The 25,018-nt window shown below is 39.4% G+C and carries 22 protein-coding genes; 6 read left to right on the forward strand and 16 right to left on the reverse strand.

What is annotated here, in order from left to right:
- Window positions 1-70 precede the first annotated feature (70 nt).
- Together V6260_RS08765 and V6260_RS08770 are read left to right on the forward strand one after the other, a co-directional pair.
- Window positions 71-292 carry a hypothetical protein gene (locus V6260_RS08765; protein ID WP_002960604.1) on the forward strand — a complete coding sequence of 74 codons (222 nt, stop codon included), beginning with the start codon at window positions 71-73 and terminating at the stop codon, window positions 290-292.
- Window positions 293-536: 244 nt separating this feature from the next.
- Complete coding sequence (locus tag V6260_RS08770; RefSeq protein ID WP_341593714.1) at window positions 537-2,558, forward strand: hybrid sensor histidine kinase/response regulator; 2,022 nt, start codon at window positions 537-539, stop codon at window positions 2,556-2,558.
- 532 nt (window positions 2,559-3,090) lie between these two features.
- Here the strand turns inward: V6260_RS08770 and V6260_RS08775 are convergent.
- From V6260_RS08775 to V6260_RS08835, 13 genes are all read right to left on the reverse strand, one after another.
- Window positions 3,091-3,255 carry a hypothetical protein gene (locus tag V6260_RS08775; RefSeq protein WP_341593715.1) on the reverse strand — a complete coding sequence of 55 codons (165 nt, stop codon included), beginning with the start codon at window positions 3,253-3,255 and terminating at the stop codon, window positions 3,091-3,093.
- A gap of 54 nt (window positions 3,256-3,309) precedes the next feature.
- Entirely contained in the window at window positions 3,310-3,462 is a 153-nt protein-coding gene (locus tag V6260_RS08780) for a DUF2798 domain-containing protein (protein WP_341593716.1), read from the reverse strand.
- A gap of 567 nt (window positions 3,463-4,029) precedes the next feature.
- Window positions 4,030-4,146: a hypothetical protein gene (locus V6260_RS08785; protein WP_341593717.1), complete on the reverse strand. Its 117-nt coding sequence runs from the start codon at window positions 4,144-4,146 to the stop codon at window positions 4,030-4,032.
- A gap of 194 nt (window positions 4,147-4,340) precedes the next feature.
- The gene (locus V6260_RS08790; protein WP_341593718.1) at window positions 4,341-4,910 is read right to left on the reverse strand and encodes a hypothetical protein; all 570 of its coding nucleotides are present in this window, start codon (window positions 4,908-4,910) and stop codon (window positions 4,341-4,343) included.
- 1 nt (window position 4,911) lies between these two features.
- Entirely contained in the window at window positions 4,912-6,129 is a 1,218-nt protein-coding gene (locus tag V6260_RS08795; RefSeq protein WP_341593719.1) for a murein transglycosylase domain-containing protein, read from the reverse strand.
- Between the two features lie 19 nt (window positions 6,130-6,148).
- Window positions 6,149-6,862: a hypothetical protein gene (locus V6260_RS08800; protein ID WP_341593720.1), complete on the reverse strand. Its 714-nt coding sequence runs from the start codon at window positions 6,860-6,862 to the stop codon at window positions 6,149-6,151.
- On the reverse strand, window positions 6,862-8,157 hold the full coding sequence (locus tag V6260_RS08805; RefSeq protein ID WP_341593721.1) for a hypothetical protein: 1,296 nt from the start codon (window positions 8,155-8,157) through the stop codon (window positions 6,862-6,864). Before V6260_RS08805 ends, V6260_RS08800 begins: the two co-directional genes overlap by 1 nt.
- 9 nt (window positions 8,158-8,166) lie before the next feature.
- Complete coding sequence (locus tag V6260_RS08810) at window positions 8,167-9,534, reverse strand: hypothetical protein (RefSeq protein ID WP_341593722.1); 1,368 nt, start codon at window positions 9,532-9,534, stop codon at window positions 8,167-8,169.
- Window positions 9,531-10,661 carry a hypothetical protein gene (locus tag V6260_RS08815; RefSeq protein WP_341593723.1) on the reverse strand — a complete coding sequence of 377 codons (1,131 nt, stop codon included), beginning with the start codon at window positions 10,659-10,661 and terminating at the stop codon, window positions 9,531-9,533. The genes V6260_RS08810 and V6260_RS08815 overlap by 4 nt, the downstream gene beginning before the upstream one ends.
- Before the next feature lie 8 nt (window positions 10,662-10,669).
- Window positions 10,670-11,572 carry an LPP20 family lipoprotein gene (locus V6260_RS08820; protein WP_341593724.1) on the reverse strand — a complete coding sequence of 301 codons (903 nt, stop codon included), beginning with the start codon at window positions 11,570-11,572 and terminating at the stop codon, window positions 10,670-10,672.
- Entirely contained in the window at window positions 11,572-12,294 is a 723-nt protein-coding gene (locus V6260_RS08825; RefSeq protein WP_341593725.1) for a hypothetical protein, read from the reverse strand. Before V6260_RS08825 ends, V6260_RS08820 begins: the two co-directional genes overlap by 1 nt.
- A gap of 297 nt (window positions 12,295-12,591) precedes the next feature.
- Window positions 12,592-13,209: a LysE family translocator gene (locus V6260_RS08830; protein ID WP_341593726.1), complete on the reverse strand. Its 618-nt coding sequence runs from the start codon at window positions 13,207-13,209 to the stop codon at window positions 12,592-12,594.
- Between the two features lie 71 nt (window positions 13,210-13,280).
- Window positions 13,281-15,743 carry a S9 family peptidase gene (locus V6260_RS08835; protein ID WP_341593727.1) on the reverse strand — a complete coding sequence of 821 codons (2,463 nt, stop codon included), beginning with the start codon at window positions 15,741-15,743 and terminating at the stop codon, window positions 13,281-13,283.
- A 166-nt stretch (window positions 15,744-15,909) separates the two neighbouring features.
- On the opposite strand from V6260_RS08835, the gene V6260_RS08840 reads away from it, so the two are divergent.
- From V6260_RS08840 to V6260_RS08850, 3 genes are all read left to right on the forward strand, one after another.
- Window positions 15,910-16,914, forward strand: coding sequence for a LacI family DNA-binding transcriptional regulator (locus tag V6260_RS08840; RefSeq protein ID WP_341593728.1), 1,005 nt, complete (start codon window positions 15,910-15,912; stop codon window positions 16,912-16,914).
- A complete protein-coding gene (locus V6260_RS08845) occupies window positions 16,911-18,140 on the forward strand; it encodes a glycosyltransferase (RefSeq protein WP_341593729.1) in 1,230 nt (409 codons plus the stop codon). Before V6260_RS08840 ends, V6260_RS08845 begins: the two co-directional genes overlap by 4 nt.
- 107 nt (window positions 18,141-18,247) lie before the next feature.
- Window positions 18,248-19,474 (forward strand): threonine/serine ThrE exporter family protein, encoded by a 1,227-nt coding sequence (locus V6260_RS08850; RefSeq protein WP_210999792.1) that lies wholly within the window; start codon window positions 18,248-18,250, stop codon window positions 19,472-19,474.
- Window positions 19,475-19,540: 66 nt separating this feature from the next.
- Here V6260_RS08850 and V6260_RS08855 read toward each other — a convergent pair whose 3' ends face one another.
- The 3 genes from V6260_RS08855 to poxB all read right to left on the reverse strand — a co-directional run bounded on the left by V6260_RS08855 (window position 19,541) and on the right by poxB (window position 22,967).
- Entirely contained in the window at window positions 19,541-20,596 is a 1,056-nt protein-coding gene (locus V6260_RS08855) for an alcohol dehydrogenase family protein (RefSeq protein ID WP_341593730.1), read from the reverse strand.
- An 11-nt stretch (window positions 20,597-20,607) separates the two neighbouring features.
- Window positions 20,608-21,114 (reverse strand): TetR/AcrR family transcriptional regulator, encoded by a 507-nt coding sequence (locus tag V6260_RS08860; protein WP_341593731.1) that lies wholly within the window; start codon window positions 21,112-21,114, stop codon window positions 20,608-20,610.
- A gap of 128 nt (window positions 21,115-21,242) precedes the next feature.
- A complete protein-coding gene (gene poxB / locus V6260_RS08865) occupies window positions 21,243-22,967 on the reverse strand; it encodes a ubiquinone-dependent pyruvate dehydrogenase (protein ID WP_341593732.1) in 1,725 nt (574 codons plus the stop codon).
- A 297-nt stretch (window positions 22,968-23,264) separates the two neighbouring features.
- Between poxB and V6260_RS08870 the strand changes: the two genes are divergently transcribed.
- Window positions 23,265-24,920 (forward strand): RluA family pseudouridine synthase, encoded by a 1,656-nt coding sequence (locus tag V6260_RS08870; RefSeq protein WP_341593733.1) that lies wholly within the window; start codon window positions 23,265-23,267, stop codon window positions 24,918-24,920.
- The last annotated feature ends 98 nt before the right edge of the window (window positions 24,921-25,018 follow it).

Genomic DNA, 25,018 nt, shown 5'->3' on the forward strand with positions numbered 1-25,018 from the left:
AAATAGCTACTTGAGATAGATTTATTATCCAGAACTCAGATTAGCTATAGCCCACATATAAGAGAAAATTATGAGCGAAAAAATAAACGAAGAAGCACTCCACGCCCTAAAAATAGCTTTTACTTACATGCCTAAAGCGATTGAAGTGACAAAGTATGAATATGGCGAGCGCTACCAAAGCGTACTAGATCACATTGAAGCCGTACGTGAAACACTGCTTATTAACGATGTTGACCCAGAGGAAGTAGACGGTGATATCAACCCTGAATACACACCAAATTCAACGTACTAAATATAAACCCTGAGTATTATGTAACCAACGTTTTACTCAGCGTTATATTCATATTAAATTAATATAGCGTATTTGCTTCAATCAACTTAAATTATAAAAACAACAGGTTATAAACTAAAAATCCATGCATCAATTTTAGTTATCATTGATTAAAGCTGCTAAACTCACTTCATAACTAATAAATATGCCTTTAAATGGCTTTTATGTTGTATAAATTGGACAAAAGCTTACGGGGTGTTTTCTTTTGAATTTTCTAAGATGTTTTCACGATATAGTCTCAAACCAATCGCTTGATTTTGAAAGTAAAATAAATAAACTTTTAATATTCGGATTAGAAGTATTTAGCCTCGATTTAGGCATCGTTAGTAAAGTAGATAAAGACTGCTATACCGTTTTACATGCAATAACTCCAGACAAATCTCTTCAGCCCGGTACTACCTTTGATTTGCAAGATACATATTGCGTACATACCCTAAGAGCGGGCTCTGCTCTTGCCTTTCATAAAGTATCGCAGAGCTCGATTGCAAACCACCCGTGTTATACAAATTTTCAATTAGAATCGTACATTGGTGCACCAATAAAGATTGCAGATAAAATATTTGGCACCGTCAATTTTTCATCTCCTAATATGTCTACCGCTTTTAGCGATGACGCTTATGATTACATCGAACTATTCGCACAGTGGCTAGGCTCTGAATTTGCTCGCGCAATAACAAAAGATCAATTAGAAAAGAATAGCAATACATTATTAAAGTTAGAAAATGTAGCAAGTATTGGCACCTGGGAAGTCGATTTAGTTACTGAAGAAATAACATGGAGTAATCAAACATACCTCATACATGAAGTAGACAAACAATTTAAACCGCAAATGAATTCTGCAATTGAGTTTTATAAAGAAGGTGCAAGCCGTGACGGTATTAAACGTGCAGTAGAGTTAGCTATTGCCAAAGGTGAAAAGTGGAATTTAGAATTAGAAATTATAACAGCTAAAAACAAGCATTTATGGGTTACAACATTTGGAGAAGCTGAATTTGACGCGGGCCGTTGTATAAGATTATTTGGCACTTGCCAAGATATAACTGAGTCGGTAATGCTTAGAGAAGAACTTAGAAAAAAACAAGCACAAGCAGAACGCTTATTAGAAGACAGAAGCATGCTCTTTGCTAAAATAAGCCATGAACTAAGAACACCGCTCAACGGCATTACAGGAATGCTAACTACGTTAATTGATGAGCACAGTGAAACTGTGCGCGCTGAAAAAATAAAAATAGCGCTCAGAAGTTCCGATATACTACTGAATATAATCAACGAAGTACTTGATTTCTCTAAAATTAACCATGGTGAGTTAAAATTAGAGCCCTGTCATTTTTTACTCAAAACAATTTTTACCGATTTAACTTCTTTATACACTCCACTGTTTAAAAATACCCATGTTGTACTGCAAGTAGATAACACTATAGATGATGACTGCTGGGTCTTTAGTGACAATACCAGGCTCAGTCAAATCGTTTCTAATTTATTAAGCAATGCACTTAAATTTACCGAAAATGGTCATGTAATACTAAAAACGAGTGTTAGCTATAACAACGCTAATCAAGTTTTAAATATTGAAGTGTCAGATACAGGGCGAGGTATGAGCAAAGGATTTTTGGAATCTCTTTTTTCTCCTTTTTCTCAAGAAGTTGATGCTAAAAATTCAAAAGGTGGTACAGGCCTAGGACTCGCTATAGTTAAAGAACTTGTAGAATATATGGGAGGTACCATAAAAGTAACAAGTACACCAAATAAAGGCTCTACATTTTTACTTCACATCCCAATTACACAAGGTAAAGAACAAAAACAAGAACGCCTTAAATCTAGTTTAAATATTAATGGCGATGAGTTATCAGTACTTGTTGTAGACGACAATGATATTAACAGGCTTGTATTACATGCCTCATTAAGTAAATTTAATATAAAAGCCGATTCAGCGGTTGATGGACAAGACGCTATATTCAAATGTACACAAAAGCATTACGACCTTATTTTTATGGATTGTATAATGCCCATTCTCAATGGTTTTGAAGCTACAAACCAACTTAGATCAGAGAGTATATGTCCATATGACAAAACCTATATTGTAGCCTTAACAGCAAATACTTCATCACAAGACAAACTTGCTTGTAAACAAGCAGGTATGGATATGTTTATATCGAAACCCTTTAAATTACCAATAATTGAAAAAGCAGTTATCAATGCACTTGATCATATATCTAAGGCAATTTAAATTTTTAAAGATTCTGAATTATTTTAGGTGTTATACACTACCTTGATTAATTAGCAATATAAATAATAAAAAGCCCATATTCTATTTTAACTGTTAATGCATTATTATTTTTCGAAGTTAAATCTGCAGCAATATAGTTGGTTTAAGCAAGGCAGAATCTATGTAATGTAGTATCGATGACACTTTTTAACTATCAAGTATGTACTAGGGCGTGTTGATCTTTGGTGGGTGAATTTGCAGCAGTATGTTTGGTTTTTAGGCAAGGCGGAGCCTATGTAGTGTGGTTATTCCCCATGAATAGGCGATAACGCAGCATAAATACCAAACATGCGCTGCCCTTTGGGTTCTTTCTAGGGACGATTAACTCTTTGTTGCTCGATTTTTACTTAGCCCACTAGGTTACAAACCTCGCGCCGCGATTTAATCGCCCCTAGATTGAACAAATTTCAATCCACAAAGATCAACACGCCCTAGTTAAAAAGTAAATTAAGCATGTAAATAATTGAGTATTATCGATAGTAATAATTATTTTTTAACTTTTTAAAAATTTTTCTATTTTAGGTTTTATCGTTACTGACATAATTATCATTATCGTCAAGCCTATAGGTAATGCAGCAAGTAGCCCTTCTAGCCACCCCGCTAAAAATACGTGTATATTACTGTACCCAATATTATTAGTTGCAGTAACAAAAGCCATTAGCGATTCCATAGTCAACGCCATACATAGACTAATAACTAAGTTACGCTTTAGTTAACTAGTGTTTGGTAATAACTTAGCTATCAGCTTATTTATCAATGTAATCATTATTAGGCCAATTAGAGCCATAACTAGTAAAGCGCTCAGAAGAGATGTAAGCCAATCAATATAAAAATGCTTGGTGAACCCCACATTCATATAAGTCATTATCCCAGTTAAACTACCCCTGCAGGTGTGAGCATACTCACAATAACAAGTACTTTATAAATTAAGGGAGTTTTTTGGGGCTATTAATTTAGAAATTTTTGTAGTCATAGAAATGCACGCCTATAAATATTGATAAAATCAACTACACCAAAGATTAATTGACTCTATCTACTTATATTTGCTATTTAAATATTACAACTACTAAGCTTAAGCCAAAATTGAAGGTTCATGTTTTATGCTGGTTATTATGATGTTAGCTGTGTTGTTCTTTAGTGCTTTAATTTACAGCTGTATGTTTGGTATTTAAGCAATGCCGATTCTATGAGGTGTGGTTACTCCCATAAATAAGTAATAACAGCATAAATGCTAAACATGTGTGGGCCTCAGGTAGATCGTTCACACAATAATTGATGTAATAAATAGTTAAGAAGAAGGTATAAATACCATTCATTCTAAGATCCAGGTAATGCGTACTCCTGTAATGCGCTTTTTGCACGGAATGCCCAAATAATATATAAAAACCATGAGGCAATAGTAAGTAAACCAGCAATAATATCTAAAGACTCCTCACCTGAGCCAGCAAAAGCACCGCCTAGCCCTACACACAGCTAGCCATATTAGAAATGTATTGTCAGCTATCTTTTTAGAGGTTAATTTCTCTAGCTTTGGTGTATTTATAAACATCCATACAGTTGCATAAATACCAGCGGTAACAAATGTTAGAAGTACTAAATTCTAAGTTTTAGTGTTGATGCTGTCTTTTAATTCAGTGATTGATGACATTATGTCTTCTTGTTTTACTACGATTAATTTAGGACTAATGGTAAATATTAGCCCTATAAAAATTTATTAGCCTGATTTATATTTAACTCTTTAAATTATTTATTTAAATTATCTAACTCTTTTTCGAGATCTTTCATCGCTTTTTGGGCTTTGAACTCTTCGTAAAGTGCTTCGCGTGAACTCGGATCTAAACGCTTACCAGATTGAGTGACTAGATTATTAAACGTTTCCTGTGTATTGCTCATTACAACGAATGTACAAAGTTGCTTTACCCCGTCTAATTTAGCAAAGGCAACTTCTTGTGGCACAGCACCCACAAGGCTTTGCTGTGCAACCTGTTTGCTTACTTGCTCAAAAGTACCACCAAAGTTTAGCTCATCATTACTTTGCGCTTTACGTTGGTACAACTTGTCCATAACACTTGCTTTAACCTGTATTTGCTGAGATAAATCAGCGCGAGCTGCTGCAATAGCTTGAGCTCTGTCGGTTGACATACTGCCTGACCAAGGTACGCATGACGACGATGCTAAACCTTTATCTGACACTGGTAATAATACCCAGCTTGGCACTGAATCATTTTTTGCTAATGGCTCAGACTGTGTTTGTTCTGTGCTTGAACATGCACCTAATGTTAAAGCGACTATAACAGGTAATAATTTTTTCATTTTAAATTCCTTTCAATTGCTCTTGATAATAAGCGGTGCGTTTGACCACTTTTTGTAAATAATTACGGGTTTCTTGCGCAGGCAAATTATTTACCATTAAGGTATAAACTTTGTCTGCAGACATTGAATTAGCAGCAATACTGGCCTGATTAAGTGATTTAGAGCCACTTAACGTTTTGGCTACATTACCGGGGCCAGTATTATAAGCTGCGATACTCATGTAGATTCTGGATTGCTCGTTACGTACATTTTTAAAGTAACGATTACTTAAAATATGCACATAAGTACTACCCGCTTCTACATTGTTATCCGCTTGAAATAAGTACTCAGGGCTAAGTAATAACGGTTTGCCTTGCAAAAAGTTACTCACATCTTTACCTGCAGAAGTAGGCACAATTTGCATCAATCCAAAAGCAGGAATTGGGGAGCGAGCGAGCGGGTTAAAGCTTGATTCAGTATGTATAATTGCCAATAATAGTGCGGGGTCTAAGTTATAACGCTTAGCTTGCTGCTGCACATCAGGTAAATAACGTTTGGCTTGATTCGAAAGTGTATTAGCGGGCAATTTATAGCTAATAGTCACTCTGTCTTTTTGCTTAGTTATAACAGGTGACTTGGCAGTGAGCACCTGCTCTACAATCTCTGTAGAGAGCACTGTTTGCTCGGCTATTTTTTTAGGTTGAATCGTTGTTGGTGACTTACTTTGCTCAATTTTTCTATTTAAAGGCTTACCCGTTGAGGTAAAACTTTTGCTGTTTATTGTGTTATTAGCCGCAATATAAACCGGATCATTTGCAAGTGTTTTATCTACTGTTACTTGCGAAAGCTCATTTAATTGATCTTTTGCATATTCAACAGCTTGTTCGTCGTTTTGGCTATTTAATAACTCAACTACAACTTCACCACTTTCAAAATTCACACTGGTGCGTTTATTTAAATCATCACTGTATTTTACCCACACTTTTGAGCTTGGCAGGTTTGGGTCTTGCCACTTTTCGGTTACTTGTTTTAAATATGCACTTTGCGCATCATGCCAGGCACTTACAAACGCTTCAAATTCTTGCTTTTGCTGTTGCTCGTACTGGCTAAACTCACTTTGCTGCGCTTTTAAAAAAGCCTCAAATTCGGCTTCTTCACTTGTTTGAGCTAAGCTATTTAAGCTAAGTGTTAGACAAGCTAACGCGCTAATTTTTAGTCGTATTTTAACTTTTGAGTGCATTTTTTATATCCCTATAAAATTAAAAATAACTACTTAAATCATCAGCAGATAGATTATCAAACTCAGTTTGAGCGGCTAAATTTAAACGCTTACAGTCTATGCTTTCGCATTGCTGAGTTAGCGAAATAACTTGTTTATAACGCTCATTAACAAACCACGTTTGTGCAACAGAGGCTTTAGCTTCATCGAGTTTTAACTCACTCGCTTTTAAATATTTATCGAGATAGTTCAAACGTTGCCCCTCTGGTGACAGAGCAGCAGCTAATGCTACTGCATCAGACATTGTTGTAGGGTGATTCAATGCAACTTGTAATAAAGGGCGTAAGTTTGCTTTATCTTTTTGGCTACCTACATGCCAAGCAGCTCTAACGGCAAGTCCAGCTTCATTTAAAGATGGGTCTTGTATTTCAACCCTAGCCGTACACGTTAACCAATCGCCTTGCTTTTCCTGTTTATACCCAGAGGTATGTGCATCAATAAAGCTTATCGATGGATCAATATCAATAGTTAGCTTTTTTGCTAATTTCACTCTTATTTCATTGCGTTTTGGGATGGTTAACGCATTTCTACAGGCATTTTCTAATGCATTTTTTAGCTTTGGTTTAAGTGCCATTACTCGGGCAAATTCACCATTTACTTGGCTTTTAAAAAAAGCAGTTTGCTTTTCGATGGTCGTCGCTGAATCGAAGGTGGCCGAAGCCACCAACGTCAAGCTAATCAGCCCAGATAACATTAAAGTTCCTTCTCGCTACTTACTTTACCTGATACACCCTGAGGGTTAGTTGCTTTTTCGTTTAAACCTCCATGTGCTTTTATCTTGTGGCCGTAGCGACTTACACCGTTAACAGTTTGAACATTATTACCTTCCATCTCTTTAGCTGCTTGTCGCGCTGTAGCTTCTAAACTCGGAGCATAAACTGCTACGCTGTACTGCCATAAGTTATCATCACTTGAAAAACTTTTAACACTCACACCTGGTGGTAATTTTCCTTTTGATATAGTCGCATATTCATCAGATGATTTAACTTGATTCAAGAAAGTATTACGATCCTCTTCTAACACCTTTACTTGTTGTGGGTCGTTTAAGTTAGGGTCGTCATACTCAAATTGCTTTGTACCTTCCATTTGATTCTCATCAAAACCACCTTGCCAATATACTTTTTCGCCTTGCATTGTAGCAAGCAAAGCTGAACGAGCACGGGTTTGAGATTGTGATTTAGCAACACCTTTTAGCTTACGCGCCACATTTTTACTGCGATTTTGACGAATAATTGCCGAGCCATAACCAAGTATAATTACTTCTCCGGTTTGTGCGTTGGTTAATACTTTTGCGCCCACAGGCGGCAGTACTCCTGATTTAACATCGCTAATCACTTGTTTGAAAATAGTATTAGGATCTGTGGTCACCGCCACTGCGCCACGATTTCCTTTTATTTGCGAACGCGTCTTTGGAGTAGAAATTAAGCTTACCCGTACTAAGTTTTCCTCTACATCATCATATACATCATAGGTGACAAACCCAGCTAAAGAACCAGATACAGAATCTTTACAATTTTCCAACGCGGTTGTTTGTTCATTAACGGCGCCTTCAGCTCCAGAATCGATGCTATCCGAGGTTGCCGATACTAAATTAGAACATTGATTTTCGACACCTTTCATATTTTCAATAAGCTGCTTTTTAGCTACTAAATAGGCTTTGTTATAAGCACCACGCTTAGACAACAAGGTCGCATTAATATTTTCGTAGGTGTTATAACTGGCACTACCAATAGATAAAATACCCGTACCACTACCTACTTGTATCATTTTCAAACCATCTTCATCGTCATCAATTAGTGCCTGATGAGCAACAGCAACTGCAACGTTTGTATCTTTTGCAACCACTACATCGCCAGAAACCTGTGCTTGTTCAGCACCCGCTACTTGCGCGCCAGGGCGAGCAGGGATCATATCTGTTAAGCTAAATTCTTCCGCTGCGATTGCAGGCATAGCTAAAACCATTGCTAATGTTAATATTTTTAATTTCATCATCTATCCTTATTTGTACCTGAGTGTAAAATCGTCTTCGACTGTAATTTTTGAAAGGTTTTTTGCTGTTATTGTTATGAGCGCCTGATCGAGCGCATGAGCAAGTTCACCGGTATTACCTTTAAATCTAAGGCTGGCTACAGTATATTTTTGCTGTTTATGTATAGATACATCACTTACTCCACCTAACGTACTTAATACATCATGCAATTTTTCTGGTTGCGTTAGCTTATTGCTTGGCAGCATGATTTCACGAACCAATCCTCCTCTTGCAACAACTTGAGTAAATGCATTATTAAGCGTGTTATGAAGTGCCTTTGATTGTGACTTGCTTGCCAAATGTACTGCCATTAAATCTTTTTCTACGTAAGGGTCATTAGGCAACGACATAAATGAAGGGTCGTTTTTCCACTGACCATAAATGTTTCCAGCTAAATCTCTAACATCAGCACTTAAATAAAGCTGTCTATTATTGCCTCGCTTAATCACTTCAGATTTTGCATAAATAACTAAACTAGCCGCGTTACCAACTTCAATACCTTGCTCGTTTAGCCAAACTTTCAGCTCTGTTTTTAATGGCTCTGGCGCAATAACTTGTACTCTAGGCGAACCAATCATGCTCAGTAATTTAGATGCTTTTTGAATGAGAGGTGCTTTCTCTACAACAGCCATAACGGTGACTTCCACACCTCCATTTTGCAGTTCTTTGGTTTGCAGCGTTTGCCACTCTTTAACAAGCCCTTCACTATGGCTCGAAAGCTGTTGCCCTATCAGCTCCTGCATATTTGTTGATTCATTACCGTCAACAATATTCATACTCATGCTTGATGATTGCGTATGCTGCTGAGTAAGCCACACACCTACCACTTGCGATACAGCACGTTGCAGAGCATCTTGCTCTGCAATCGTCAGTGCTGTTTTACCTTCTTTTTTCCAGCCTTGGCCTATTACTGTCACACTGATATTTTGAGTGGTTTGCTGCCAGTTTTGCTCTTGCGGCTCTCCTAACTCTTGCGGGTTAAGGCTTACAGTCATGCAAGTGTCGTTACCACTAAGCGTAGGCGTTGAGTAATTTAGAGGAACGGCACCTGCACTCAAACCTTCCATCATCGAAGTGCGTTGCTGCTCATATAAGCTGGCGGCATCATCATCTAAACTTGTTGTTAAATGTTGCTGTGCACTCTGAGTTGTTAGACTTTTATTACCTTTAATAAAACTTATAAGCTCAGCACTAGCCTGGGCTTTTGCACCCGAAATAGCAGTACTGCCTCGCCCATATGCACATGCCTGTGTTTGTAGCGTACCATCAGACAATACATCCACTTGAGCTTGCGCACTCAAAGAACATAATGCTAACAAGCAAAGCTTTTTGATCATGTTCTGTTCTCCAAAAAGTCAGCAGGAGTACCGACCGATACAGCAAATATTTTTGCACCGTTAGATGGTCGATAAATACCGTTTTCAGCTTTATTTTTAACATCATCGGCTGCATCGGAAGCTTTCCAACGAATAATTTCACCATTTGCACTACTGCGCGAAGGATTTACATTCGCAACTCCAATCGGCTCAACAAATCCAGCTTCATAGCTAAAAATTATCATTGTTTCGTTAGGTAGGACCCCCGCATTTTGGCCTCTATCTAAACTAATTTTATTGCCTTTAATACCTAACACTTGTGCTGTTGCAGGCATCTCACTTAGCATACGGGTAAGTAAAATATCAATACCACGCGATCCCATATCACTAAGTACCGCATTTACATGAGCACTTTGATCAAAGTGAAAACCAGCCGCGTATCGTCCGCTTACTGTCGTAAACTTTAACTCTGAACGATCGCGTACATCTTCCGATTTAACACGAATCTTGCCTAAATTGGGATGTGATAGCTTTTCACGTGTTTGCGGATTTATCACACCCGTTGTCAGCTCTAATGTGTAATCGGCCCAATCAGTTATTGCACCTTCAGTTTTCAGTGTTCTCAACGAATCAATTTTTACGACAAAATCAGGGATTAAGGCTTTTACTTCAGCACGTTTGGCAGCAATTGCCGCTCCTTGCTGTTGTAAAATTGATTGTTGTTCTTTTGAAATAGCATCATCATCACGCGTTACTATTCTAAAGCGATTAATGCCTGCAAATTGGTTCTCGAGCATAAGCAATAAATTTTTATTATCAAACTCACGCATTGCATCAACACCAATGCCACTACCACTCACGCCAGCCAAGTCAAAATACATACGTACAATAGGTTTTTTTAACGGGCAGCTATCAGTTTCATTACGTACATCAAACGTGCAACGTTCTAAGCCTTGCGTGTCAAAATAAGCTGGCATGGTTATATCTGCATCGTTAAAAACATATGCACTTTTTGCTATAACTGCATTTGAGGCACTATTACTCACATAACTCTGTTGAGTAGAGCGACCTTGCTGTGGTGTAGAGTTACACCCAGCTAATAAGGCAGATGTTAATAAAGATAGAGCTAAATTTTTTACTAATTTCATTGCTATTCCTAAATATCAAACAGCCACTGGCTAACTGGCGCTTTAAGTTGTTGTACTAAGTTATAAATCGCTTTTTGTTTTGCATTTTCTGGTGTTGCAGCACTCTCTTGCGCAAAAAGATCCTGTTGCAATAACACTTTAAAAGGACTTGAGCTTCGCGTAAGCGCCAATGTTAAGCTGGCTTTAGCAGAATAAATATTATTTGATTTGGCATATTGCCAGCGTATTTGAGGACGTATCCATAAACGTGTATTGCCGCTATGGGGAAGTACATTATTTAGTGCTGCTTTAATCTCGCTAATATTGTTAGCGCCTATTACATCGCATGAAACAGCATTTAATGCTTTTGCTTGTTCACTTAATAAATTATTTAGAGTCTGATGCATTAATAACTCAGACCCAGAAAGGTACTCTAATACAGCTAGTTTTTTTGTCGCAATATTAAGTTGGTCGTCGTGTTTAAGTGCCCAAATGAAGCGCTGCTCGTCGTTATCTTTTGGTACAGAGATAAGAGAAAGTTTTGATAAATCAGATTTAAGGTTTTTAACCAAAACCGATTTTTTAACACCCATTTTTAAAGCAAATGCATTATTTTTTTCAAGCGCATTAAGCTCTTCTAGTCCAGTTAATGTAAACGGTAAACTAGTTAAAGTTGTTGCTTGTTCAAAATAGTTGATCGATTGGTTGTCTTGCTTTGTTAGCTTTTGTAATTGCTCCGTACTTACATTAACGCTTAGTTGAGTAGTAATATCAGCTATAGCCGCTTGCTTTGCAGCTAAGCGACTTTCACCAATTCCAATCGCAGTAATATATTCATCACTTTTTTGCGGTTGAGTTACCCAGTCAGGCCAACTTTGAGCAGAACAACTAAAAACACATGCTATAAAAAAAGCAAAAATGCTTATTTTCATTAGCCTTTCGCTTCTTGCTCAAGTTGTAACTCATTTATTGCTGCAATTGTTGCTTGCTCAAGTTCTATAATTTCGTTTGCTTCAAGCGCTAACGCAAGTTGATCTTTTGCTTTAACAAGGGCTGTGCCTATATCTTTAGGATCTTCTTCTTTTTCTGCATTTTCTTCATCGCTTGATAACCAAGAACCTACTAAATCCCCACCCATTCTGAACGCAGTTACTTTTGCAATTGCTGTACTATGTTGACTTAAAATGTAAGCTGATTTAGCAATTTCAATTGTTAAGTCTGTCGCAAGTTCAACATTTTGCTGATAAATACCTTCGTTCGCTAAGTTATAAGCTGCGATTTTATGACCAATTTCTTCATCTTTGTTTTTTGCACCGGCGTCAAATTCTTCTATTGCCGCTTGAAGTTGCTCTGGTGTCGATTTTTGGTGGGCATATAAAAAAGCTTGTACATCGCGGTAGTTATCAGTCTGAGTTCGGTATTCGCCCATAACTTTTCGTTGGCGCTCAAGGATAATAGCTGACATATTTAAAAATTCGTCAATGCCTACCTGTACTGCAACTGGATGAAAATAACCTAAAGCATCCATACGAGATGTCAGCTCAGCAACAGCCACATTACGGTCTAGATTAGCAGAAGTGTTTGTATCAGATGTAGACACACAACCAGCAAAAAGAGGGGCAAAAATAATTGCAGATAGAATAGCTTTTTTCATGGAGGTAATTCCCTATACATTAAAAAGGCAAGAAAGCACAAAGCTAAGTTATTGACTTGATTCATTCTTCCTTGAATATGTAGCTAGAATTACCCAATTTGTAAAAAAATGCAACACAGAAAATTAATAAATTTCTATAGCCGATAACAAAAAAATAGACAAATGTAACCACAGCAAGGCATTCAGCTTGGGTTAATACTTTTAGCTCATTTTTGTATAATAGCTCTATTTATTTAATTTGAAATAAAGACTTTGAGGCTACATATTGGTCAACTATGTACGTATCAATCATTATAGTTAGCCTACAGCCAACCACACACCTACTGCAGCCATTAAGCTGCCCGCTATACGGTTCATCCATTTTATATTATCACCACGGCTTAAAAATAAACGTAGGCTTTTACCGCCTGTTGCGTATGCTAGCATACATGAAAATTCGCTCACCATTATGACTAAAACAAGCACTAAAAGCTGAGGGGCTACAGCATGCTCAACACTAATAAACGGCGGTAGTAATGAAATCATAAATGCCCACCCTTTAGGATTTGCGATTGCGGTTACAAAACCTTGAATAAATAACGACTTCCTGCTTACGTCACTTGGTTTTGAGGTATCAACAGACATTTTTCCTTTGGCTCGCCACATGTTTACGCCAATATAAATTAAATAGCCGCCGCCTACCCATTTTAAAATAGCGAATGCATCTGGGTAATTTAGCATTAGACTTGCAACACCGAGTACCGCAGCAAAGGCAACACTCGCAACCCCTAACAGCTCACCTATCATCATCCATAAGGTTCGGCGTACACCTATACTCATACCGAGTGTCATGGCAAGGGTCATACACATACCTGGGGTGATAGACACAAAAAAGAACGTAGGAATAAAAACCGCAAGCGCTGCTACATCAATCATTAATTTACTCTCATATTAAAAGCAAAAACGCGGCTATAAGTAGCCGCGCTGTTACTTACTCATGTTTATTACTATTGCCCAGCACTTACCACTGGCTCAGTAATAACCTCTACTGGCTTTGCTGTATCACTAAGCAAATACTTATCTAACCACTGTTCTTGTTCCCACAACACATGTAATAAGCTTTTACGCGCACGGTAACCATGTGCTTCATAAGGGAGCATTACTAAGCGAGCATCTTTACCTAAACCTTTAAGCGCTGCGTACATGCGCTCACTTTGCATTGGGAAGGTTCCTGAATTAGGATCTTCCTGACCGTGAATCATCAGCATTGGTTCGTTAATTTTTTCAGCATGGAAAAACGGCGACATATTAGCGTACACACTTTGTGCTTGCCAAAAATCACGCTCTTCTCCTTGAAAACCAAACGGCGTTAATGTGCGGTTATACGCACCACTGCGGGCAATACCTGTTTTAAATAAATCACTATGCGCCAGTAAGTTAGCTACCATAAATGCACCGTATGAGTGCCCTGCTATGGCTATTTTGTTTTTATCGGCAACGCCTTTTTTAACTAATACATCAACAGCTGCTTGCGCGCTTGATACTAGCTGCTTTCTAAAGTTATCGTTTGGCTCGCTGCCATCAACACCTACAATAGGCATTTTAGGGTCGTCAAACACGGCAATACCTTTAGCAAGGTAAGGCATTGGGCCCCAATAGCCAATGTAGGTAAATGCATAAGGCGACTCGCGAACTTGCGATGCTACTGCTTTGTCTTTGTATTCAAGCGGGTAAGCCCACATAAGTACAGGTAACGGGCCTTGTGTTTTATCATACCCTGGTGGTAAATATAACGTGCCTGAAAGCTCTACGCCGTCATCGCGTTTATAACGTAATTGCTCTTTTTTTACGCCTTTAAATGCAGGGTACGGGTGAGCAAAATTAGTTAACTGAGTAAGTGTATCGTTATCTAAATCACGAATAAAAAAGTTAGGCTGCTCAGTTTTAGACTCACGAATAGTAATAAAGCGTTCGCCTTCGTCGTCAAGCAGTGCACGTACGCGCTCGTAGTAAGGCGCCTCAGATTGCCATAGACGTTTACTACTATTTGTTTTTACATCGTACCTGTCTAAAAACGGAATATTACCTTGCTCTGATGCGCCATTGCCACGCAGGTAAATATAGCGCCCGCCTACAATTTTAATTACGTTTGCGCCTAAATCGTTGCGCTCGTAAATTGCATTACCTGGGTCTTTATACGCATCGTTGTAACTACGCTCTGAAAACAACACGCGGTTTCTGTCAGCATTACGAGGTTGAATAACAAAGGTGCGCACTTGGCGATCGCTAAAGCGCCAATCTGTAAGCATGGCTACGTTTTCGTTGCCCCACTCAATACCTGCAAAGCGGCGCTCTACTTTGGCAAATAATTTAGGCTCGCGTTTAAATGGTGCACGTAAGCTGTAAATATAATCATGGTGCTTAACATCGGCTTTCATGTCGCCGCCATCTTGCGCCTCGGCCCAAATAACTTCAGCGCCTTGATCAGCTCGCCATTCAAAATCACGGCGACCAGTGCGTACGCTGTCGTAACCTTGTGGAATGTTATCGGCAAGTGGCTGCTTTGCAAGCTCAGCTAGTGCATAACCGCGCATACCCCATATTTGCCACGTACTGGCAAATCGGCTGTAAGGTACTTGATACGAAAAAGGCTCGTTAATACCCGCAACTAAAATGTTGGTAGAGTCGGGCGATACCGAAAACGATTTAAATAATGCGGGGCTACCAATAGCTTGGGCTTTGCCATCAAGCGTAATGTAAGCCAGCTGCCCTTGGCCGTAAAATTTAAACTGCGCTTCGTCAAACGGGCTCGTTAATAAGTTTTGATACGTACGCGCTGGCGCTTTTTCACCCGTACTTTGCTGAATTACAGGCACTACACTTTGGCTGTTATTTTCAAGCCTTGGTTTACCAAAATTAACAGCAAGATTTGCAACAATGGCGCTGCTATCTGGCAGCCATTTATATGGCGAGGCAGTTAGTACCGAATTTAACGCAGCGCTTGAAAGCTCTTTTGCTTGTTTGGTTTCAACGCTGTAAAGCCATAAGTTGGCTTGGGTTGTTTGCTCAACAACAAAGGCTAAATATTTACTATTAGATGACCATTTAGGCGAGCGAATAATGCCATTAGGCAGGTTATTAATGCTAATAACCGTGCCGCTTTGCACGTGTTTTAGCTCCACCGCACTAAATTTGGCACTCACACGAGAGCGCGAAAAATTAGCGGGGTTTAGCTTAATACCCGCAAGCTTAAGCTCTTCTTTTGCAAGTTCATCAAGGGTTACTACGCGCTTACGTTCAAAAAGCGCTAGCCACTGGCCATCGCTCGATAAGTAACTAGTGGGTGCTAACTTAGCATCAACCAAAGCGGCAAGTTCAGGTGACGGTGTTTGATAGCCTTGCTCTGCTTGGCTTGTTGGCAGTAATGCAACACAACAAATAAAGGCAACTAACAGCCTAAAAGCGTTCATGTTTTTATCCTTTTGTTATTTTTTACTGTTATAGGCGTATATAAACACGTTTTGCTATGTTCATAAAGCATTAAGGTAACTTAAGCACCTGTAAAAGGTGACTTAATAACCCTAATTACGCTACACTACAGCGCTATTTATTCACCACTGCGGCACACAAAACACAATGCAAAACACAGCTAAATCGGTCACTATTATTGATGTTGCTAAGCGTGCAGGTGTATCAAAATCAACCGTGTCTTTACTGCTTACCAAAAGCGAAAAAGTAGGCGATAAAAGCAAACAAAAAATATTAAAAGCGATTGATGAACTCGGTTACGTTTATAACCGCGATGCGGCCGCCATGCGCTCAAAACGTTCAAACTTAATTGGCATTATAATAAACGATTTAACCAACCCTTTAATGGCCGAGCTTGCTACAAGCCTTGAAAAAACGCTAAACGAAAGTGGCTTACAAGCCATGATACTAAGCACTAATAACAACATAGAGCTACAAACAAGCGCAGTAAAAAACCTAAAAGAATATAACGCAGCTGCTTTTATTATTTGCCCAGTAGCAAATACCTGTGCCAAATGGCTTGATACACTAAGCGCGCAGCACAACGTTATTACCTTAATGCGCGAAATCCCTTTTAGCGCTGCCCCTTGCGTGCTGCCCGATTACAAAAAAGCCAGCCACGTAGCAACAATGCATATACTCGCTCAAGGTGTTTCAAACATCGCTTTTATAGGCTGTGAGCTTACAATGAGCGAATCTTTAGCATTACAAAGTGGCTTTAATACTGCTTGTTCGCAGCACAGCATAACGCCTTTAACGGCTATAGCATGCCCGCACAACCAAGCGCTCAGTGCTAAAAATACATTTTTAAACATCTACAAACAAAATCCACAATTAAATGCTGTGGTGTGCGCAAACGATATAATTGCACAAGGTGTTATAGCAGCAATACATTCGCTTAACTTGCCAGCAAATCAAACTATAAAAGTAGTTAGCTGCCATCACTTACCTAACTACAGTGTTATGCCTTGCAGCTTGAGTACGGTGGTTATTAATACCGATGAAATAGCAAAGCGCAGCTTTTTAGTTGTGCAAGAGCTGCTACAAAATACAGCCCCTCCAGTTAAAACGCTGGTAAATGTAAACTTACAAATTAGAGATTCTAGCCAATGAAAAAAGTGCTGGTAATTGGCTACGTATGGCCAGAGCCAAATTCGTCTGCTGCGGGAACGCACATGATGTCGTTATTAAATGCATTTAAAGCGCAAAACTGGGAGGTTGAATTTGCAACCCCAGCGCAGCGTACCGAGCACATGGTTAACCTAGACGACTACGGTATAACAAGCCAAAGCATTGCCCTTAACTGCGAAAGCTTTGACGAATACGTTAAAGCCTATAATCCAGATATAGTCATGTTTGACCGCTTTATGATGGAAGAGCAATTTGGTTGGCGCGTAGATAAACACTGCCCCAATGCCGTTAAAATTCTCGATACTGAAGATTTACAATGCCTACGTAATGCACGCAACGAAGCGCACAAAGGCGAGCGCGAGTTTACAACCAGTGACTTACATTCAGATATAGCAAAACGCGAAATAGCGGCTATTTTACGCTGCGACCTAAGTTTAATTATTTCAAGCTATGAGATGAGCTTACTAAACAGTGTGTTTAAAGTAGAGCCAAACTTATTACACCACTTACCGTTTATGGTCGACTTAAGTGAATTACCTAAAACCACTAAAAGCTTTGATGAACGCGCACACTTTATGACGATAGGTAACTTTAGACATGCCCCAAACTGGGATGCCGTTCTTTATTTACAAAAAATATGGCCATTAATTCGCAAGCAAATCCCAAAAGCAGAACTGCATATTTATGGCTCTTACCCGCCACCAAAAGCCACCGCACTTAATAACCCTAAAACGGGGTTTTTAATAAAAGGCTGGGCCGATAACGCCTATGATGTAATGCAAAGCGCGCGCGTGTGTTTAGCGCCTCTTCGTTTTGGCGCAGGTATAAAAGGTAAATTACTTGAAGCCATGATAATGCAAACACCCAGCGTTACCACCAGCATTGGTGCAGAGGGCATGCACAACGATTTACCATGGTCTGGTAAAGTGGCCAATAATACCGAAGATTTTGCAAATGCAGCCGTTGAGCTTTACAACAATCAAACTGATTTTGAACACGCTCAGCAAGCTGGCAATACGATACTCAATACGCTCTACGACAAAGTAAAATTAAGCGCGGCGCTCATTAATAAAATAGATGCAATAAGCAGCGATTTAAGCGCCCATCGCGAAAAAAACTTCACCGGACAAATGCTCAAACATCATACAATGCGAAGCACGCAATATATGGCGCAATGGATAGCAGAAAAAAATAAAAAATTAGATTAAAAATGACTAGACTCTTATAGATTTGTGTTTAAAATCGCGCCCATTACAAATGGGCGTTCTAGCCTATACTTTTAGCTAATTTATTTACACACTGGCCTAAATAAGATTTGAAAACTGCAACCTTCACAGAAAAACGCAAATTTATCGTTAAGTTAGGCAAAATGCTTCACAAGTACGGTACGCCTGCTTACCGCCTAGAAGCTCACCTAATGGAAGTGGCTACTTACTTAGGGCTTAAATCGTCGTTTGTTATGTCGCCAACCTCTGTAACGTTTGTAATTTGGACCGACGGCCACGAAGACGAATACACACACGTAGCACGAGTTGACCCTGGCGATCACGATTTAGGCTCACTTGCCGACACCGACGATCTAGTAAATCAAATGCTTGACGACAAGCTAAGTTTGCAAGAAGTCGACGCTCAGCTTGATGCTATTTTCGACATGCCAAACCCATACAATAAACTAGTTACCGGTATTGCGTTTGCAACATCAGGTGGTGCGTTTGCAATGCTAATGGGCACAAGTTGGACTGATGTTATGTGGTCATCGCTGCTTACATTAGTCGTTTATGTATTTGTACTTTGGTCTACACGCTCTAAGCGCGTTGCACATATGCTTGAGCCACTTGTTGCCATTATTTCAGCTATATTAGCTTGTGCGGTAAGTGTATACATAACCCCCGAAATTAACATACGTTTAGTGGTGCTTTCGGCCATTATTGTATTTATACCGGGCCTTGCACTGGCGCTTGGTTTAGCCGAGCTTGCAGCTAGGCATTTAGTATCGGGAACTGCGCGAGTTATGGACTCGTTTATGCTGCTATTTAAACTGTACTTTGGTGCCTTTATTGGCATAGGTATTGGTTTTGCTATGTTTGGCCAAGCAGACTTTGTGCAGCCAGAGCCTCTTCCTAAATGGACAGCTTGGCTGGCTATACTCCTGCTTTGTAGCAGCTTAGTTGTTATATTTAGAACTAAAATTAAGCATGCCGGTTGGTCTATTGCATCTGGTTTTATTGCTTACGGCACTAGTATTGGTTCTGCTATGTACCTAGATTACACGTTAGGTACGTTTGTAGGGGCTTTATCGGTAGGTATATTTAGTAACTTATTTAATCGTGTTGCTAATGCACCAGCCTCAATTGTTGCCATGCAAGGCTTAATTGTATTAGTACCCGGTAGTAAAACCTACATTGGCTTAAACTCACTTATTGAAGGCCAAGACTTTGTATACGCAGAGCATATTGGCCAGCAAACGTTTTTAATATTTATGTCGCTTGTTGCAGGGCTAATATTTGCAAACGTGGCTCTTCCGCCTAAAAAGAGTTTGTAAGCACAAACCTATAAACAAAAAGCCCGTTACCTTAAAAAGTAACGGGCTTTATTATTTATAATGCTATTAGCCGTGCGGTATTGTTAAAACAATTTTCCCTACGTGCTGTTTTTGCGTAAACACTTGCTGCGCTGTAACAATTTCAGTAAGAGGAAATGTTTTTGCCACAATAGGCTTAATTTTTTCTTGCTCAATAAAGTTAACTAAGCTTTTAAATACCTCTGGCTCTAACACTGTGCAGCCAAAAAACGTTAAGTCTTTTAAATACAAAGTCCGTATATCAAGCTCAACTAACGCCCCGCCAATAGCGCCCGATACCGCATAACGCCCTTTGGGTTTTAACACTTCTAGCAGCTTTGGCCATTGCTCGCCAGCTACTAGATCGATAACTACATCAACACTGTTTTTACCTAAGGCATGAATTAAATCGTCTTCACGAAATATAACCTTATCGGCACCTAAATCTTTTAACTGCTGCGCCTTACTTTTGCTAGTAATTGCAATAACATTAGCACCACGAGCTTTGGCTAATTGCACTGCCGCAGAGCCAACCCCGCCCGAAGCTCCAGTTATTAAAACAGTTTGCCCATGCTGCGGATTAGAGCGGTACAACATGTTTTCGGCTGTCGAATATGAGCACGGAAAAGACGCCAGCTCAGCATCGCTATAGCGACTATTGATTGTATAAGCATGGATTGAATCAACTACAGTGTACTGTGCAAATCCGCCATCGCACTCTGAGCCAAAATACCACGGTGCTTTTAGTGTTTCGCCGTTAGCTTTTACCAAACATGGCTCAACTAAAATACGCTCACCAATACGGCTTTTATCAACACTTTCACCAACGGCTACAATTACGCCACATACATCTGCACCTTGAATGCGCGGAAAAGCCAAAGCCTCACTAGACCAACTAGCATCTTCGCTTTCACCATCTTGTTTAGAATACCAAGCTAAACGTGTGTTTAAATCAGTATTGTTAACACCCGCCGCCATTACTTTTATTAGTACATCGGTGCTTGCAAGAGAAGGTACGGCTATATCGCTTGCATACTTTAATACATCAAAATCGCCATGCCCTGTAAGCTGTACGCCATGCATTGTAGTAGGTAAATTTGCCATTGTTTGCTCCTTTAAATTAACTGTAAAATACTTTGCTTTGCTGTAATTACAGCCTCATCGCCCATTACAGGCCAGGCGCTCGACACACCTTCATGCAATAAAAATAAGGCACTCGCCATTGTTGTATTTAAGCTTTGCTTACCTAATAACTGCCTAACCTCGTTTTTATGATTTTGCACTGCATTACTAATTGCTTTATCTTCAGGAAAAGCCGACAACGCATTAATTGATAAACAGCCATTAGGTGCATACTCTTGCATCCATAATTTAAGCTGATCAAACATATGTAAAACTGCGTCTACCCCTGGCTTGGGTGAATTTTCTAGCAAAAAATGTAAATAACGAGTATGGCGGTATTCAAGCGCTGCAATGATCATGGCTTGTTTTGAAGGGTAATATTTATAAAGGGTGCGTAAACTCACACCGCTGAGTTTTTGAAGCTTTGCCACGCTTGGCTCGGCAAAGCCATGTTGGCTGAAGGCCACCTCTAGCGCTGCTGCTATGTCTTGTTTAAGCATATTATTAAACCTATGTAGAATGAACACTCTACCCGCATGGTAGAGCACTCATTCTACATGGTCAACATTTCAGGTTTACTTTGACGCTGCTCTGTTGATCCTAAATACTCAACAAGGAAGCAATTTAACTAACGTAACCAGTTAGTTTTACCCAGTTCGACGACTTCGTTTCCTTTGCCGTTTATTAACGCTTTCATCATGTAAACACTAAAGCCTTTTGCTTGCTCTAATTTTATTTGCGGCGGCATCGAAAGCTCTTGCTTTGCAGTATCTACTTCTAACACAACCGGGCCTGCATGATTCATCATCTCGCCCATTGCCGAAGGGAGTTCGTCTGGGTCACTCACGTGAATGCCTTTTAAACCACAGGCCTGTGCAATTTTAGCAAAACTTGGGTTTTCTAAATCGGTATCGCTTGATAAAAACCCACTGGCTTTCATTTCCATTGCAACAAAACTAAGTGAGCGATTATTATAAACAACAATCTTTATAGGTAAATTAAGCTGTTTGAGCGAAATTAAATCACCCATTAACATCGAAAAACCACCATCGCCACACATTGCAATCACTTGGCGGTCTCTATTAATAGATTGAACACCCATTGCCTGCGACATCGCATTTGCCATAGAGCCGTGGTTAAACGAGCCAATTAAACGCCGCTTACCATTCATAGATAAATAACGTGCTGCCCATATTGTTGGCGTGCCTACATCACAAGTAAATACAGCATCGTCAGCTGCTTGCTCATTTAACAAACGCGTTAGGTATTGCGGATGAATTAATTTTTGCGAGGTTTTACCGCTGGCAAGTTTATCGAGATCTTTTCGAGATTCTTTATAGTGCTTAACACTCTTTTGTAAGTGCGAGTCTGTGCGCTCACCTTCAATGTACTCAAGTAATGTGGCCACTGAATTTTTTGTATCACCTAATACGCCACAATCAATTTGAACGTGTCGACCGAGTGATGCCGCCTTATTATCAATTTGTAATATGGTGGTATTTTCAGGATAAAAAGCCCGATACGGAAAACTCGTGCCAATCATTAATAATGTATCGGCCTCTTGCATTGCATGATAGCCCGACGCAAAACCTATAAACCCGGTCATACCAACATCATAAGGGTTATCGTATTCAATACACTCTTTACCGCGCATAGCGTGTACTATTGGCGCTTGCAATTTTTTGGCAAGTGCTACAACTTCATCATGTGCATCTTTACAGCCTGCACCACACAATAAAGTTACTTTTTTACTTTTATTAAGATGAGTCGCCATTACTTCAATGTCAGATAACGCTGGGGTATACACTGCAGGTTTTGGGACGTTCCATTTTGGTTTAATAGCTTTAGGCATATCTTTTAATGCAATGTCGCCGGGTAACACAAGTACACTCACGCCTTTGTTTAATATTGCTTGTCGCATTGCGGTTTCAAGCAAGTATGGCATTTGCTCTGGGTTTGACACCATTTCACAATATACACTGCACTCTTTAAATAATTCTTGCGGGTGAGTTTCTTGAAAGTAATTACTACCAATCTCTGATGATGGAATATGCGAGGCTATGGCTAACACCGGTACATTATTACGCTGACAATCAAATAAGCCGTTAATTAAATGCAGATTACCCGGGCCACACGAGCCTGCACACACCGCAAGTTCGCCTGATAAGTGCGCTTCGCCACCGGCTGCAAAGGCTGCCACTTCTTCATGGCGCGTTCCTAGCCATTCAATTGTTCCTAATTTTCGAAGACTTTCACTAATGCCGTTAAGTGAATCGCCAGTTACCCCCCAAATTCGTTTTACACCAGCTTGCTCAAGGGTTTTGGTGATAAAACCTGCGATATTTTCACTCATAATATAGAACTCCTAACAGTTAAGTTATTCTGTAAATTGAATTATCTTTGGGCTCTACCAGTACTAATGTCGTTTAAAAAATGCGCTCAATTAATGAGAAACGACACACATGAAATACAAATGATAGAGTAACAACAATACGTTTAAATATTGCTATGCACCTATACTGATACATTAAACATGAATGTCGGCTTTAAACTATGTATGAATAAACTAAGATGAGATTTTTAGTGGCTTAACTATGAATATGGTATTATCTGACCCAATTATTTTACTGAATGTTTCTGTGTTATTTTTATGTCAAACTCAGCTTCTTGCTTTACCCCTTTTTTACAAAGTATAAATGCGCTTTCGCTTCCAGAAACATTTACCTTTCCTTTTTATTATCAGCCGCACCCGCTAACTATTGCAGCTGCAACGCAGTTGCAACAACAGCTAGAACCACTCGCACATTTGAAAGCCGAAAACGCAGGTAAAATGTTTGGCGTGTTAGTTGTGCAAAACGACAAAAATGAACTGGGGTTTTTAAGCGCATACTCGGGGCAAATTGAAGGCGATAAAGGCAATATTAACTTTGTGCCACCGGTATCAAGTATGCAGCTAAACGATGAAGGTTATTTAGCACAAAGCAAAATTATTAATGATATAAATAGCCAAATTGATGGGCTTGAAAATAGTGACGAGCTTACGGCTATTAATAAAAAACTCGCTGAATCAAAGGCTATGTTTAACGAGCAATTACTTGCGCAGCAAGCCCTTATGCAAGCCGGAAGGTTAACTCGTAAAAAGCAGCGAACTGAAGGCGAAGCCGAACTAAGCGAAGCCGATTTTGAGCAGCTTAAAAATAAACTAGCCGGGCAAAGCATTGTTGAAAAAAAGCAGTTACAAGCGCTTAAACTTAATTGGAAAAATAAAATAGAGCAGCTAGAGAGCGCTCAAACCAAAATTACAGACAACGTTAAACATTTAAAAAAGCGCCGCAAAACGCTATCTAAAAATCTACAAAAAATGCTTTTTGCTCAGTATCAGTTTTTAAATGCCCATAAAGAAGTAACCGACCTAAATGCAATTTTTGCACAGCTTCCTGAGCATACTCCACCTTCTGGCGCTGGCGACTGCGCAGCACCAAAGTTATTACAATATGCGTATAAACAAAACTTAAAACCTATTGCTATGGGCGAATTTTGGTGGGGAGCAGCCCCTAAATCAGCCATTAGACAACACAAAAATTACTATCCTTCTTGTTATAGCAAATGCCAACCAATACTAGGGCATATGCTAAAAGGCCTAAATGTTGAAACCAATCCACTGCTTGAAAACCCAGCCGATGGGAAAGAGTTAAGTATTATTTATAAAGACGACGACTTACTAGTGGTGAACAAGCCTGCTGAGTTTTTATCGGTCCCTGGTGTAAATATTGATGACTCTGTATATATGCGCATAAAAACGCAATTTCCTGAAGCTTCAGGCCCATTAATTGTGCACCGCTTAGATATGTCAACCTCAGGGTTATTGATGATCGCACTTAATAAACGTGTTCATAAAGCGCTGCAAAAACAGTTTATAGAACGCACTATTGATAAACGTTACGTTGCACTAGTCGATGGAAATGTAAGTGAAGATAGCGGCGAGATAAATTTACCTCTTATGCTTGATTTTGACGACAAGCCACGCCAAATGGTGTGCTACACAAACGGTAAGCCTTCGCTAACCACATGGCACGTACTTGAAAGAAAAAACAATATTACTCGTTTACAGTTATACCCAAAAACTGGCCGAACACATCAGCTGCGAGTACACTGCGCTCATAGCTTAGGTTTAAACATGCCGATTATTGGTGATACGCATTACGGCCAAAAGGCTGATAGACTCCATTTACATGCTGAATATTTAGCGTTTACCCACCCCATTACACATAAACGTTTAGAATTTGAAGTAGCGCCTGATTTTTGAGTAATTTACTTATATTAGTTACTCATGTTTATTACCCACTTTAGCTATCCACTTTTTGGTAAATAAAATATAAACACCAATCAATCATTAACTTATAC

This window comes from Pseudoalteromonas aliena, assembly GCF_038155085.1.
Taxonomy (GTDB): Bacteria; Pseudomonadota; Gammaproteobacteria; order Enterobacterales; family Alteromonadaceae; genus Pseudoalteromonas; species Pseudoalteromonas aliena_A.

Bases quoted from the DNA above. Each gene is read 5' to 3' on its own strand.
- V6260_RS08810 (WP_341593722.1), bottom strand. From the start codon at position 9,534: ATGATCAAAAAGCTTTGCTTGTTAGCATTATGTTCTTTGAGTGCGCAA.
- V6260_RS08785 (WP_341593717.1), bottom strand. From the start codon at position 4,146: ATGTTTATAAATACACCAAAGCTAGAGAAATTAACCTCTAAAAAGATA.
- V6260_RS08815 (WP_341593723.1), bottom strand. From the start codon at position 10,661: ATGAAATTAGTAAAAAATTTAGCTCTATCTTTATTAACATCTGCCTTA.
- V6260_RS08805 (WP_341593721.1), bottom strand. From the start codon at position 8,157: ATGAAATTAAAAATATTAACATTAGCAATGGTTTTAGCTATGCCTGCA.
- V6260_RS08840 (WP_341593728.1), top strand. From the start codon at position 15,910: ATGCAAAACACAGCTAAATCGGTCACTATTATTGATGTTGCTAAGCGT.
- V6260_RS08795 (WP_341593719.1), bottom strand. From the start codon at position 6,129: ATGCACTCAAAAGTTAAAATACGACTAAAAATTAGCGCGTTAGCTTGT.
- V6260_RS08765 (WP_002960604.1), top strand. From the start codon at position 71: ATGAGCGAAAAAATAAACGAAGAAGCACTCCACGCCCTAAAAATAGCT.
- V6260_RS08870 (WP_341593733.1), top strand. From the start codon at position 23,265: ATGTCAAACTCAGCTTCTTGCTTTACCCCTTTTTTACAAAGTATAAAT.
- V6260_RS08800 (WP_341593720.1), bottom strand. From the start codon at position 6,862: ATGTTATCTGGGCTGATTAGCTTGACGTTGGTGGCTTCGGCCACCTTC.
- V6260_RS08825 (WP_341593725.1), bottom strand. From the start codon at position 12,294: ATGAAAAAAGCTATTCTATCTGCAATTATTTTTGCCCCTCTTTTTGCT.
- V6260_RS08780 (WP_341593716.1), bottom strand. From the start codon at position 3,462: ATGACTTATATGAATGTGGGGTTCACCAAGCATTTTTATATTGATTGG.
- V6260_RS08855 (WP_341593730.1), bottom strand. From the start codon at position 20,596: ATGGCAAATTTACCTACTACAATGCATGGCGTACAGCTTACAGGGCAT.
- poxB (WP_341593732.1), bottom strand. From the start codon at position 22,967: ATGAGTGAAAATATCGCAGGTTTTATCACCAAAACCCTTGAGCAAGCT.
- V6260_RS08835 (WP_341593727.1), bottom strand. From the start codon at position 15,743: ATGAACGCTTTTAGGCTGTTAGTTGCCTTTATTTGTTGTGTTGCATTA.
- V6260_RS08820 (WP_341593724.1), bottom strand. From the start codon at position 11,572: ATGAAAATAAGCATTTTTGCTTTTTTTATAGCATGTGTTTTTAGTTGT.
- V6260_RS08860 (WP_341593731.1), bottom strand. From the start codon at position 21,114: ATGCTTAAACAAGACATAGCAGCAGCGCTAGAGGTGGCCTTCAGCCAA.
- V6260_RS08775 (WP_341593715.1), bottom strand. From the start codon at position 3,255: ATGGCTTTTGTTACTGCAACTAATAATATTGGGTACAGTAATATACAC.
- V6260_RS08790 (WP_341593718.1), bottom strand. From the start codon at position 4,910: ATGAAAAAATTATTACCTGTTATAGTCGCTTTAACATTAGGTGCATGT.
- V6260_RS08845 (WP_341593729.1), top strand. From the start codon at position 16,911: ATGAAAAAAGTGCTGGTAATTGGCTACGTATGGCCAGAGCCAAATTCG.
- V6260_RS08830 (WP_341593726.1), bottom strand. From the start codon at position 13,209: ATGATTGATGTAGCAGCGCTTGCGGTTTTTATTCCTACGTTCTTTTTT.